Source organism: Denitrobaculum tricleocarpae, assembly GCF_007004665.1.
Classification (GTDB): Bacteria; Pseudomonadota; Alphaproteobacteria; order Kiloniellales; family Kiloniellaceae; genus Denitrobaculum; species Denitrobaculum tricleocarpae.
Genome location: NZ_ML660054.1, coordinates 452947 through 466180, shown reverse-complemented (window position 1 = coordinate 466180; position 13234 = coordinate 452947). Strand labels below are relative to the sequence as shown.

Sequence of the window (13234 nt, the reverse complement as noted above, 5' to 3'; positions counted from 1 at the left end):
TTCTTTTCTGCGCACTCTTGGCAGGACCGTGATTAAGGCGGAAAACGGCCGCGTGGACGAATTCTCTCAGCTGGAACTGCAAGTCCCTCTTGTTGCCTGTTGAAGTTCTCAGCGCGTCCTGTGATCAATCCGATCCGAAGACCCGCTCGAAGATCACGTCCACCCGCCTGGTGTGATAGCTGTCGTCGAAGCAGGCTTCCAGTTCGCCGTCGTCCATCTTGCCCGCCACATCGGCATCGGCGCGCAGCAGGCTCAGAAAATCAGCCGATTCCTGCCAGACCTTCATGGCATTGCGCTGTACGATCAGATAGGCATCCTCGCGGCTGATCCCCGCTTGGGTCAGGGCCAGCAGGACCCGCTGGGAATGCACGAGGCCGCCGAGCTGATCCAGATTCTTCTGCATGTTCTCCGGGTAGATGTACATCTTCTCGATGACACCGGCCATCCGCGAGAGGGCGAAGTCCAGCGTGATGGTGGCGTCGGGGCCGAAGACCCGCTCGACGGAGGAATGCGAAATGTCCCGTTCGTGCCACAGCGCCACATTCTCGAAAGCCGGCGTGACGGCGGCGCGGACGACGCGCGCCAGACCGGTCAGGTTTTCGGTCAGGATCGGGTTGCGCTTGTGGGGCATGGCTGAAGACCCCTTTTGACCCGGTGCGAAAAACTCTTCCGCTTCGCGGACCTCGGTCCGCTGCAGGTGCCGGATTTCAACGGCCAGGTTTTCCAGCGAGCTGGCGATGACCCCGAGAGTCGCGAAGAAGGCGGCATGCCGGTCTCTGGGAATGACCTGCGTGGAGATCGGTTCGACCTCTAGGCCCATCTTCTTGGCAACGTGGGCTTCGACCGCGGGGTCGATGTTGGCGAAGGTGCCGACCGCGCCCGAGATGGCGCAGGTGGCGATTTCCTTACGCGCCTGAACCAGCCGTTCGCGTCCGCGCTTAAAGGCCGCGTAGTGGGTGGCGAGCTTGAGCCCGAAGGTCGTGGGCTCCGCGTGAATGCCATGACTGCGGCCGAGGCAGACCGTATCCTTGTGCTCCAGCGCCCGTTTCTTGAGGGCCGCCAGAACCCGGTCCATGTCGGCCAGCAGGATGTCGGTGGCCTGGGTCAGCTGGACCGCGAGGCAGGTATCGAGCACGTCGGATGAAGTCATGCCCTGATGGACGAAGCGCGCTTCCGGTCCCACATGCTCGGCCAGATTAGTCAGAAAGGCGATGACGTCGTGCCTGGTTTCCCGCTCGATCTCGTCGATCCGCGCAACTTCGAAAGCACCCCGGTCCCAAACCGCCTTGGCGGCGTCCTTCGGGATCACGCCCAGTTCAGCCTGCGCGTCACAGGCATGAGCCTCGATCTCGAACCAGATGTGAAAGCGGTTTTCCGGCTCCCAGATGCGGGTCATTTCAGGGCGGCTGTAGCGGGGGATAGACATGCGGTGCGGTTCCGTTTTTTCAGGCTGGAGAAACTGGCGCCAAACAAGCGGGCGGGCGGGGCTTTGTCAAGGTCGGGCGGGGGAAAAGGCTACAAGGCCTTAGGTTCAACGTAGCGAAAATGGATCAGAAGACAAAACAAGAAGAGGACAATATGAATCAGTACGAAACTCAATGCGTCGATAGTCGCTACGGAGAGATCTCCAGTGTAAACGATTGCTCCAACACCGTAATAAAGATCAAGTGCTTCCGCAGACCTTGTGTCAAAAATGAGCAGATTCCAGTTCCATCCAATGTGAAGACCGATTGAGTACTCCAAGCGCCCCGTTACGAGAGCAACTCCTGTAAAAAGAAGGCCAGCCAAAATATAATGAAGATAGGCAAACCAGCCAAAGATCTCGATTTCAGGATTGGCAAGGTGGAAAAACAGGAATAACGCTGTGACCGAGATCAAGATAATAAACCATGATTTAGTCCAGCGACCGATCAGTTGAATTACGAAACCGCGAAAAAAGAGTTCTTCCGTTGTTGCCTGAAACGCTATGAACAACATGATCGCAGGTAAATAGCCAAAGGCTCGAAATGGAAGCGGGTCAAACTCCACGTCGTCTGGATTGTAATAAATCCAGATTTCTACAAAACCTAGAGCGGTTATGAACACGAAGACGAGGATCGCAGTCTTTGCAACCAAGTGCCACATCGGCTTTCTACCTGGTGCAACGATGCCAGCCACGTTCAGGCCCAAAAACGACAGGCTAATGGCGACAACTGGTAGTAGAGATGTGTAAAAGGCGAAAGCGACGGCTGTCTGTAATAAAGCAATCCCTCGCGCGTTATCAGCTCCTCCGATAATTAAGAACGAGAGCGGACCTTCGTTATAAGAATGACCGATAAATCCCCAAGCCACGACGAGCAACGCAGTATAACCGGTAACAAGAACGATACCGGCAAGCACCCAATCCCAGAAACCAATGGTCGTATCATCCACCACCGATAGTAACCGGGCGGTCCCACTCCGCATGTATTCCACAGATTTTCCGAACGCTGATTTAAAACGCCGCGAGCATATCGGCGCAGCTTGTCTTTGTCATTTTCAATCTCAGGTTATAGGGTCCGGCGTGTGCGATTGCTTTGAAAGCACGAATAGCCTGCTTGGAGCTCAATAGAACCAGAGTTTAGAGAGTTTCTGGCTGGGGGACCTGGATTCGAACCAGGGCTGCTCGGGTCAGAGCCGAGAGTTCTACCGCTAAACTATCCCCCAACGAAGATGGCCCGGTTTCAATGAATGGGCGATCAATCGATGTGCGGCCCCTATGTAGTCCCAGTCCGCCGCGCTTTCAACCGCTTTTCTGCAGCGTTTGAAATTTCCTTACTTTGTACTTTCGGCAGCCTGCGTGCAGAGACGCTGGCTTGTTTTAGGCCGCTGGGGTTAAACTGGCGTAAAGGCGGTCGCGATAGAACCGCCGTCGATGAACGTTGGGAGGCTGGATTGTTGAGGCCAAGTACGGGGGCGTGAGCGCTGACTCACAAAGCCGGACGAGCGTTGCGTGTGCCCGGTCCGGCGCAGAAACTGTCGTGGATGCCGGCGCAGAGAATGGCGCTGGAACCGGCACGGAAGAGCGTGTCGGCATCGGGAGAATCGATGCCGCTGCGACGCTGAAGCAAAAACCTGGCCGAGGGATCCGGGGCAGGGTCTTCGGTGCGCTGGATCTTGGAACCAATAATTGCCGTTTGCTGGTGGCCAAACCAGCGCGGCAGGGCTATCGCGTGGTCGATAGTTTTTCCCGAGTGGTCCGCTTGGGAGAGGGTCTGAGCCATTCGGACGTTTTGTCCGAAGCCGCAATGGAGCGCACTTTGCGCGCCTTAAAGATCTGTTCGAGCAAAATGCAACGCCTTGGTGTAACAGAGGCGCGCTGCGTTGCGACCGCGGCCTGCCGGCGCGCCGTCAACTATCCGGCCTTTCGCGACCGGGTCGAAGCAGAGTTTGGTTTGAAGCTGGAAGTGATCTCGAGCCGTGAGGAGACCCGGCTTGCCGTCTACGGCTGTGCGCCGCTCTTCGACCCGGACGTTGAGACGGCGCTGGTTTTCGATATCGGTGGCGGCAGCACCGAGGTCTGCTGGGTTGCACTGCCCGGGCATCCAAATGGTCACGCCCGCCCGGGTAACGCTACAGATGCCCAAAACGCTTCGGCGGTGAGGCCGGGACGACGTTCGCCGATCCGGCATGGCCAAGCCATCCATCCCAAAGTGCTGGCCTGGAAATCCCTGCCCATGGGTGTGACCAATCTGGCTGAGCGCTATGGTGGAGGCGACATCTCGGAAACGAGCTACCGGAAGATGGTGGCTGATGTCCTGGACTCTCTTGACCCCTTTGAACGGGAGAACGGGATACTGGGGTCCGTGACGGGCCGAAAGGTTCAGATGCTTGGCACGTCGGGCACGGTCACGACCCTGGTTGGCATTAAGAAAGATCTGGCCCGCTACGACCGGCGCCGAGTCGACGGCTGTTATCTGTCGCTGGATTCAGTCGAAGGCCTGAACAGGCGCGTTGCCGCCATGAGCTATGATGAACGGGTTGCCCACCCCTGTATCGGCCGCCACAGAGCCGATCTGGTCGTGGCAGGCTGTGCGATCCTGGACGCCCTCTGCAGGACCTGGCCGGTGGACCGGCTGCGGGTGGCGGACCGCGGTTTGCGGGAAGGAATTATCTTCACCTTGATGCAGGGATTGTGACTCTTGGCCGCCTGATGTAAGCCTCTGCGTTCAGGCAGCATTGATAGCACTGGATTTCTCTCGTTATGACCGGCTCGTCAAAAGGCAAGGGTGGAGGTCGCGGCAAGTCCGGCGCTGGTAAGTCCGGTGCGGGGAGATCCAGGCCCGGAAAACCCGTCTCCCGCAAAACCGGCGCGAAAAGGTCCGGGCCCGGACAGGCCGCTGCAGGTGCCTCGGGCGGCGCAAGCAGCGAGGGCAGCCTTTCCGGACGCGGCCTCAAGGTTCGGGTGAAGACCGCAAAACGGCGCTCGAACTCCTCCGCGCGCTGGCTGCAGCGGCAGCTCAACGACCCCTACGTGGCAGAGGCCAAGAAGCGCGGATACCGCTCGCGGGCGGCGTTCAAGCTCCTGCAGATGGATGAAAAACACGGATTTCTTGCCAAGGCGCACCGGGTGGTGGACCTGGGGGCAGCCCCCGGCGGGTGGACCCAGGTTGCGCTGGAACGGGCGGCCCCGGACTGTAAGGTGGTCGGTATCGATCTTCTGGAAATCGAGGAGATTCCCGGCGCAATCCTGTTGCAGGGTGATTTCCTGGACCATTACGCGCCGGACCGGCTGAAGGCTGAGATGGACGGACCTGCCGATATTGTCCTCTCGGATATGGCGGCCGCTACGATCGGACATGCGAAAACGGATCACCTGCGAATCATGGGCCTGGTCGAAACGGCGCTGGATTTCGCGGTTCAGATCCTGGCACCGGGCGGATCCTTCGTCTCCAAGGTCATCCAGGGCGGCGCGGAGCAAACCCTGCTGAACAGTCTGAAGCAGCATTTCACCAAGGTGCGGCATGTGAAGCCGCCCGCAAGCCGCAGCGACTCGGCGGAGATGTATCTTGTTGCAACCGGCTTTCGCGGCTTGAAAGCCGGGGATTGACCGTAGAGCGCTGGAAGCCCGACACTAAACAACCATAAGCTCTTGATTTCGCTCGGATGCGCCTGTCTTGGTTTCGTCTTTAAAGAATCATGTGCAATCCGCTTGGCAAGTGATTGCCTATGTGTATGATGCAGCGCCAATTCGACCCTGGAGCGCGACCGTTCCTGATGAGTGTCATCAAGCCCGACTCACGTCGTCGGGAATACAGGCCGCCCCGTCACACCTAGATGTTGAGGCTGATTCGCGGATTTCGCCGATCCGGTGAAATTCAATCAGTTTCTGGAGAATTGGCATGGAAATCCGCGAAGCACTGACCTTTGACGACGTTCTTCTTGAACCCGCGGCATCCTCCGTTCTACCCGCCCAGACCGATACGCGCACCCGCCTGACCCGCAGCATCGAGCTGGGCATTCCGCTTTTATCCTCTGCGATGGATACGGTGACCGAGAGCCGGCTTGCGATTGTCATGGCCCAGGCCGGCGGGATGGGCGTGATCCATAAGAACCTCTCCATCGAGGAACAGGCCGAAGAGGTCCGGGCGGTAAAACGCTTCGAGAGCGGCATGGTGGTCAATCCCGTGACCATTCACCCGGATCAGCCTCTGGCCGACGCGCTCTCTTTGATGGAGTACCATAAAATCTCCGGCATTCCGGTGGTCGAGCGCGGCACCGGCAAACTGGTGGGTATCCTGACCAACCGGGACGTCCGTTTCGCCGAGAACCAGCGTCAGCCGGTCAGTGAACTGATGACCAAGGAAAATCTGGTCACGGTCAAGGATAATGCCGATCACGACACGGCGCGCCGCCTGCTGCATCAATACCGGATCGAGAAGCTTCTGGTCGTCGATAACGATTACCGCTGTGTCGGCCTGATCACCGTGAAGGACATGGAGAAGGCCATCGCCTATCCCGATGCCTGTAAGGACGAACAGGGCCGTCTGCGCGTAGCAGCTGCGACCGGTGTCGGCAATGACGGCCTGCAGCGCGCTGAAGCTCTGATGGAGGCGGGCGCCGATGTCATCGTCGTGGACACGGCGCACGGGCACTCCAGCGGTGTGATGACGGCGATCGGTGCGGTGAAGCGGCTTTCGAATGAAGCTCAGGTGATCGCCGGCAATGTGGCGACCGCTGAGGCGGCCCGGGCTTTGGTTGATTCAGGTGCTGACGCCATCAAGGTCGGGATCGGGCCCGGTTCGATTTGCACCACGCGCATGGTTGCCGGTGTCGGTGTGCCGCAGCTCACGGCTCTGTTCGATACGGTCGAAGCCTGCCGGGTAAGCGACACGCCGGTGATTGCCGACGGCGGCATCAAGTTTTCCGGCGATCTTGCCAAGTCTATCGCCGCCGGGGCCGATTGCATCATGATCGGATCCTTGCTGGCCGGGACCGAGGAGAGTCCGGGCGAAGTCTTCCTCTATCAGGGCCGGTCCTACAAATCCTATCGCGGCATGGGGTCCCTGGGAGCCATGGCCCGCGGGTCCGCGGACCGCTACTTCCAACAGGAAGTCTCGGACAGCCTGAAGCTGGTTCCCGAGGGAGTTGAGGGCCGGGTCGCCTACAAGGGGCCGGTGTCAGCCGTCATCCATCAGTTGATCGGTGGCCTGCGGGCGTCTATGGGCTACACTGGAAATGCGACCATCGCCGACATGCGCGGCGGATGCCGGTTCCTCAAAATCACCAACGCGGGCCTACGGGAAAGCCATGTCCATGACGTGTCGATCACACGCGAAGCGCCCAACTACAGGAATTCCGCCTGACCGGGCCGGGTCTTTGCCTGCATTGCCACCTTTGGCTTTGAAGCGGCCATGAGACCGGGTGCGAGAGTCGGGGCCGTTATCGAGATCCTGCAGGAACTCGAAAAGACAAACCTGACCGCGGACCGGGTGGTGACGTCCTACACGCGAAGCCGGCGTTACATCGGGTCGAAAGACCGCCGGGAAATCGGAAATCTCGTCTTTTCGATCCTGCGCTCCAAACTGCGCCTGACCTGGTGGTTGGAACGGGCGGGGCATGCCGAAATCTCACCCCGCGCCCTGGCAATTGCCAGTCTGAGCCTGCAGAGTGGCCAAACACAGGGGGACGTGCCGTCGCTTTTCAGCGGCGAGGGCTATGGTCCGCCGGAACTGACCTCCAAAGAAGAAACCCTGATCGAGGCTTTGAGCGGATCGGAACTCGTTCATCCGGATCAGCCTGATTGGGTCCGCGATGAGGTCGTGCCCTGGCTGCACCCGCGTCTCTTATCGCGTTTCGGGAGCAATATGGCCGCCGAGATGGCGGCTCTGCAGAACGAAGCCGACGTGGTGCTGCGCGTCAATCGCTTGAAGGGCACTCGATCCGGCGCGCAAAAGGCTTTGGCGCAAGAGGACGTGGCCACGCGCGAAACAGCTATGGCGCCCCTTGGACTGCGGGTCGAGGGCCGCCGTTCCTTGCGGGCGAGCCGGGCCTTTCGCGATGGCCTGATCGAAGTTCAGGATGAAGGCTCGCAACTCGTCGCCTTGCTTTGCGACGCCGCGCCGGGAATGGCGGTGGCTGATTACTGCGCGGGTGCCGGGGGCAAGACTCTTGCCCTGGCAGCCGAAATGCAGGGTAAGGGACGGATCACCGCGTTGGATTCCGATGCCAAACGCCTGGAGCGGGCCGGTCCCAGACTGGAGCGGGCAGGGGTTCAAATCGTCGAACTAAAGACCTTGCCGGATGACAGCTGGACAGCGAAAAGTGCCGGAAGCTTCGATCGGGTGCTGGTCGATGCACCTTGTTCAGGTTCGGGTGTCTGGCGCCGCCAGCCGGATGCCAGGTTGGCCCTCACTCCGAAACGGTTTGAGGGGTACCTTCAGGCGCAACGCGCGGTTCTGCAGTCGGCATCGCTTCTGGTCAGGCGGGGCGGCCGCTTGATCTACGCCACCTGCTCCCTGCTGCCGGAGGAAGACGAGCAGCAGGTTGAGGCTTTCCTGGCAGCGAACCCGGATTTCAGCCAGTTAATCCTGGCCGAGGTCTGGAACAAAGTTCTCCCCGACGTCGCTTGTCCCGCCGAAGGGTTTCATCTTCTCCTCACGCCGCGGCAACATGGAACGGATGGTTTTTTCGTTTCGATCCTGGAGCGAAGGCTCGAGGATACCTAAGTTTAGCAAATGACTGAGAGACTGAAACTGCGCAGAGCGCGTCTTCAAGACAGCCGCGCGTTGGCTCAGGTGCACATCGAAACCTGGCGCCACACATACGCTGGTATGGTTCCTGATCAGTACCTGGCCTCCATGACGCTCGACGAACAGGCACGTTGCTGGCGGCACTGGATCAACACCAGCGGCGCGCGGGAGTCGATCCTGCTGGTAGAAACCCTGCCGGAGGATAAAGCACCGGAGCAAAGCCGAATTGTGGGCTTCGGGCATGCCGGGCCTGCCCGTATCCGGACTCCAAACAGGAGTGGGGAAGTTTACACGCTTTATGTCGATGTCGATTGGCAGGGCCAGGGCATCGGCCGGCAACTCCTGCATCAGCTCTTTGCCGGTCTCATCGAGGCCGGTATGGATTCGGCGATGATCTGGGTGCTGGCGAGCAACCCCTCGCGGTTTTTCTATGAAGCGGTGGGCGGACAGCGAATCGCCGAGCGGCGGGAGCGCTTTGCTGGAGTCCTGCTGGACGAAATCGCCTACAGCTGGCCCGATCTGAACGCTTTGCAGGCCTTGAAACCTGGCGTTTGACGCTGCTTTGCCCGGCTCCGCCGGAAATCGGCGAGATTTTCTGCTTTGGCCGCTGTTGCGCGCTGGACTTGACCCGGCGCGCAGCCTAATTTCCCGCGCATGACAGACCGCATTCTTATCCTCGACTTCGGCTCGCAGGTGACCCAGCTCATCGCCCGGCGCGTTCGCGAAAGCGGAGTCTACTGCGAAGTGATTCCTTTCAATGCCGACCCTGCCAGGGTGCGCGATTTCGATCCGCGCGGCATTATCCTCTCCGGCGGCCCGGCCTCTGTTACCGCGAGCGATACTCCGAGGGCGCCCGATGTGGCCTTTGACCTTGGTGTCCCGGTCTTGGGGATCTGCTATGGCATGCAGACCATCTGCGCCCAGCTCGGCGGGCAGGTCGATCCCTCTGATCATCAGGAATTCGGGCGGGCCTATGTGGACGTCACCGATGACTGCGGTCTTTTCGAGGGTCTCTGGTCCAGCGGCGAGCGGCATCAGGTCTGGATGAGCCACGGCGATCGCGTGGTGAATCTGCCCGAAGGCTTCCGGATTGTCGGAACTTCGGACGGCGCCCCCTATGCGATGGTGGCGAACGACGAGCGCAAGATCTACGGCGTTCAGTTCCACCCGGAGGTCATGCACACGCCGGACGGCGCGAAGCTGCTCTCAAACTTTACGCATAAAGTGGTCGGCTGCGGCGGTGACTGGACCATGGCCGCGTTTCGGCAGCAGGCCATCGAGCAGATCCGGGCTCAAGTCGGGTCCGGCCGGGTGGTGTGCGGATTGTCGGGTGGCGTTGATTCTTCGGTGGCGGCTGTCCTGATCCACGAAGCGATCGGCGATCAGTTAACCTGCATCTTCGTGGACCATGGACTGCTGCGGCAGGACGAGGCGACCCAGGTGGTTGATCTCTTCCGCGATCACTACAACATTCCCCTGATCCATAGGGACGCCAGCGATCTCTTCCTGGGCAAGCTTGAAGGCGTGTCCGATCCGGAGACCAAGCGCAAGATCATCGGCGGTACTTTCATCGATGTCTTTGACGAAGAGGCCAAGAGCCTGGGGGGCGCGGACTTCCTCGCGCAGGGCACGCTCTATCCCGACGTCATCGAATCGGTCTCCTTTACCGGCGGTCCCAGCGTGACCATCAAGTCACATCACAATGTGGGCGGCTTGCCCGAGCGCATGAAGATGAAGCTGGTCGAACCGCTGCGTGAGCTCTTCAAGGACGAGGTGCGCGAGCTGGGCCGGGAACTCGGCCTGCCGGAGAGCCTGATCGGCCGGCATCCCTTCCCGGGACCGGGGCTTGCGATCCGCATTCCCGGCGACATCACGCGTGAGAAGTGCGAGATCCTGCGCAAGGCCGACGCGGTTTATCTGGACGAAATCCGCAAAGCCGGACTGTATGATGCGATCTGGCAGGCCTTTGCGGTGTTGCTACCGGTCAAGACCGTGGGCGTGATGGGCGACGGTCGCTCGTATGACTATGTTTGTGCGCTGCGGGCCGTGACCTCGACCGACGGCATGACCGCCGACAGCTATCCCTTCGACCACGAATTCCTCTCCGGTGCCGCGACCCGCATCATCAACGAGGTGCGCGGCATCAACCGGGTTGTCTACGATGTGACCTCGAAACCGCCGGGAACCATCGAGTGGGAGTAGAGTTTCTTTCGTAAATAATTGATTTCATTTAATCAAATGCTTGCGCGTTGGTTTCGAAAACTCAAATCAATCGTTGATTTGATTGAAGATTTTTCTTATAGCTACACAAAATGTTGCACAAGTATGCGGCTACCGAAAATCGTAGTAACTCGTCAGCAAGAATATGGCACTGAAGAAACAGCACTGTGCTGGAGGCGAAGTACCAATGTTCGATGAAACTTGTGTCTACAAGCGAAGTGAGTATCGGCATTTTCGTGTGTGGTTGCCAAAAGAAAACAGGTACGCACGAAAAAGCTTACACACACGCAGCGAAGCAACTGCAATTGAAAAAGACAAAGCAGCGCACTTAGAGATTTACGCTAACTTGCAACAAGGCAAGATTCACTTTTCCATAACCACAAAAGAAGGTGTGGAGAAGTGCTTGAGTTTCCGCAAACGTGACGTTGAGCTAGGGCGTATTGTAAAGGGACGGCACACGGCAATAGCCACGCAGCCACAGCACTTGCTTAGCTACATTGGTAAAGACATCAAGCTGAAAGAACCAGAACGCACTGACTGCGAAAACCACTACTGCTTTCGCAACAAAGCCACCAACAGAACCGTCAAACAAGTCACAGTCCAAAACGAGCAAAGTACCATAAATGCGCTGATGAAATGGCTGCATAAGAATGGTGAACCGCACGTTGATGGCTTTGACTTTAAGAAGCTACAACGCTTAGGTCGCGTTGAAAAAGTGGGTTTCCATTTGCATCGAATGCTGCTTCAACAAACTCAAAAACTCGCGCCGACTGGCAACCCTCTATGAAAAAAACGCAGACAGCTATCGCGGCTTCATACACATCATCACCCTGCGTCTCTCGATCAGACACTTTGTAACAAGGCCTGAACAACAGATGTGCGAAAATAAGTCTTATGAAGAGTTGAAAGCTGATATGGAAGCTATCCAACAGCAGATGGTTGATGCAAAGAAAGCTGAACGTACTAATGCGCTCAAAGAAGTTAAACGCTTGTGTAAAGACTCTGGCTTCACAGCTGGGATGCATAATCTATGTAAGTTAAAAGCAGTAATTATAGAGAGCTTTCTAAGTGCGAGTGACAAAAAGGAAAGTTGTGTTTAAGGCTTAAATCTCTGTTTTATAAGGTTTAAAGCTGGCTAGTGGCAAAAGCGCCCAAGACAGGAATAATAAGGAAAGTATTTATGTTGAGCGTTGATGAAGCACTCCACGAATTGCTGAGAAAAAATATTGAAGAACCTGAATTAATCAAGTTTATTTCGTTATTCGCGAGGAGAATGTACGCTACTCGAACATTGGGGCATTGGGAAATATTTAAACAAATACAAAACGTACCCGGTGACATAGTTGAATTAGGCGTCTACAAGGGCGAAACTTTGCTAAATTTTGCAAGGTTTTTAGAAATTCTGTGCCCAGGAGATAGAGAAAAAGTTATTTATGGTTTTGATCACTGGCAGGGATTGAGAAATTTTACACAAAAAGATGGATGGTACCCAGATAGTGGTAACGAAGAAGGAGGATGGAACCCAAAAGAATTTAAATCCACTTTACTTAAAATAATTGATCTTTTTCATCGCGACTCATTTGTGCCAGGAAAAGCGCGAATAAAACTGGTTGATGGTAATATAATAGAAACTGCCCCTGATTTTGTTAAAGAAAATCCAGGTGTTAGAATTTCTTTATTGCACTTTGACTGTGATATGTATGAGCCTACGCTCGCCGGTCTAAAGGCTTTTTATTCCAAAGTTGTACCGGGAGGCATCGTTCTTTTTGATGAGTATGGATGCAAAAACTGGCCGGGAGAGACGAGCGCGGTTGAAGAGTTTTTCGGCCCTCGCCTGCCAAAGATGCAAAAATTTACTTGGCAATCGACCCCGGGTGCATGGTTTGTAAAACAAGATGGAACTGTTCAATGACCCATGCAATTATACAAAATGTAATTCCAGAAAGTGTGATACAGGAATACTTGAAAAATATTTGGGAAGTTAATAGGTATTTTAATGATTCTCCAACTGAATTTACTTTGGCAGGAAAAACTTACGATATTGCCAACACCTTAGCTGATAAATATCGAGTGCATGATTTTGTGGTGGGGCCAGCTCAAGAATTCGTTGGTTCAGAACGAATTTTTGCTTCTGGCTGGCAACTACGGTTGGATCGACCGTCAAATGCCAGCGAGTTACTTGAGTGGCACAGAGATTATGATTACTTCCAAAAACTTGGGCCGAGAGGCTGTGTTGCCTGGATTCCATTAACTCAGTTGTCCGAAGAATCCGGTGGTATTGAGGTCGCAAACGGCTCGTTTACTCTGGAAAATTTAACCTCAGAGAAAAAAATTAAAAGTTGGGAAGGTAGAAAACCTCATCAGGTTTGGGAATGTAATTATCAAGGGGGCGATACCATTACTGCAATGTGCAATCCAGGCGACATAGTATTTTTTGATTTACTAACACCACATAGAAGCCTGCTAAACCGTTCGTCAAAAACAAGAACTACTCTGCAAATTAGGTTTTTTGCCTGGGATGAAAATACTAACGCCACTAGATCCGATATAGAGAAAATGGTTTGAGTTTCTAACGACCGTTTGATGTTTCAATATAAACTAAATAACAGAAAAATACTTAATCCAAGTATAACGATCGTCTTAGCGCACTCAAAGAAGTTACACGCTTGGACGCCTCTGTTTACCGGTTTTTCGTCATGAATGCTCGGCAATGACCGCCGTTGCCTGATGAGGACGACATTCGCCAGGTGATTTTAAGGCTGTTTGCGCCGGTCAGTTCGCCGGTCGGCGCTCTGCTTCGGCTG

At 56.1% G+C, this 13234-nt stretch carries 12 protein-coding genes, 1 tRNA gene and 1 pseudogene; 11 read left to right on the top strand and 3 right to left on the bottom strand.

Annotated features, from left to right (window positions below):
• Positions 1–124: 124 nt before the first annotated feature.
• The 3 genes from purB to FKG95_RS11220 form a co-directional block, all read right to left on the bottom strand.
• Positions 125–1426 (bottom strand): adenylosuccinate lyase, encoded by a 1302-nt coding sequence (purB, locus tag FKG95_RS11230; RefSeq protein ID WP_142896434.1) that lies wholly within the window; start codon positions 1424–1426, stop codon positions 125–127.
• Positions 1427–1515: 89 nt separating this feature from the next.
• On the bottom strand, positions 1516–2412 hold the full coding sequence (locus tag FKG95_RS11225; RefSeq protein WP_179954051.1) for a CPBP family intramembrane glutamic endopeptidase: 897 nt from the start codon (positions 2410–2412) through the stop codon (positions 1516–1518).
• A 199-nt stretch (positions 2413–2611) separates the two neighbouring features.
• Positions 2612–2685, bottom strand: a tRNA-Gln gene (locus FKG95_RS11220).
• 314 nt (positions 2686–2999) lie between these two features.
• Here FKG95_RS11220 and FKG95_RS11215 point away from each other — a divergent pair.
• The 11 genes and pseudogenes from FKG95_RS11215 (at position 3000) to FKG95_RS11170 (ending at position 12995) form a co-directional block, all read left to right on the top strand.
• A complete protein-coding gene (locus FKG95_RS11215; protein WP_218940161.1) occupies positions 3000–4157 on the top strand; it encodes a Ppx/GppA phosphatase family protein in 1158 nt (385 codons plus the stop codon).
• A gap of 65 nt (positions 4158–4222) precedes the next feature.
• A complete protein-coding gene (locus FKG95_RS11210) occupies positions 4223–5068 on the top strand; it encodes an RlmE family RNA methyltransferase (RefSeq protein ID WP_142896432.1) in 846 nt (281 codons plus the stop codon).
• 292 nt (positions 5069–5360) lie between these two features.
• Entirely contained in the window at positions 5361–6824 is a 1464-nt protein-coding gene (gene guaB, locus FKG95_RS11205; RefSeq protein ID WP_142896431.1) for an IMP dehydrogenase, read from the top strand.
• Positions 6825–6872: 48 nt separating this feature from the next.
• Positions 6873–8186, top strand: a complete 1314-nt coding sequence (locus FKG95_RS11200) for an RsmB/NOP family class I SAM-dependent RNA methyltransferase (RefSeq protein WP_142896430.1) — start codon at positions 6873–6875, stop codon at positions 8184–8186.
• Between the two features lie 9 nt (positions 8187–8195).
• A complete protein-coding gene (locus FKG95_RS11195) occupies positions 8196–8765 on the top strand; it encodes a GNAT family N-acetyltransferase (protein WP_142896429.1) in 570 nt (189 codons plus the stop codon).
• Positions 8766–8864: 99 nt separating this feature from the next.
• A complete protein-coding gene (gene guaA / locus FKG95_RS11190; protein WP_142896428.1) occupies positions 8865–10412 on the top strand; it encodes a glutamine-hydrolyzing GMP synthase in 1548 nt (515 codons plus the stop codon).
• Positions 10413–10575: 163 nt separating this feature from the next.
• Positions 10576–11217 (top strand): hypothetical protein, encoded by a 642-nt coding sequence (locus FKG95_RS11185; RefSeq protein WP_218940160.1) that lies wholly within the window; start codon positions 10576–10578, stop codon positions 11215–11217.
• A pseudogene (locus tag FKG95_RS30150) lies at positions 11162–11290 on the top strand (IS5/IS1182 family transposase); the annotation flags it as partial. The gene FKG95_RS11185 and the pseudogene FKG95_RS30150, both read left to right, overlap by 56 nt.
• Positions 11291–11305: 15 nt before the next feature.
• Positions 11306–11530 carry a hypothetical protein gene (locus FKG95_RS11180; protein ID WP_142896427.1) on the top strand — a complete coding sequence of 75 codons (225 nt, stop codon included), beginning with the start codon at positions 11306–11308 and terminating at the stop codon, positions 11528–11530.
• A gap of 80 nt (positions 11531–11610) precedes the next feature.
• Positions 11611–12342 (top strand): TylF/MycF/NovP-related O-methyltransferase, encoded by a 732-nt coding sequence (locus FKG95_RS11175; RefSeq protein ID WP_142896426.1) that lies wholly within the window; start codon positions 11611–11613, stop codon positions 12340–12342.
• Positions 12339–12995, top strand: a complete 657-nt coding sequence (locus tag FKG95_RS11170) for a phytanoyl-CoA dioxygenase family protein (RefSeq protein WP_179954050.1) — start codon at positions 12339–12341, stop codon at positions 12993–12995. The genes FKG95_RS11175 and FKG95_RS11170 overlap by 4 nt, the downstream gene beginning before the upstream one ends.
• Positions 12996–13234 lie beyond the last annotated feature (239 nt).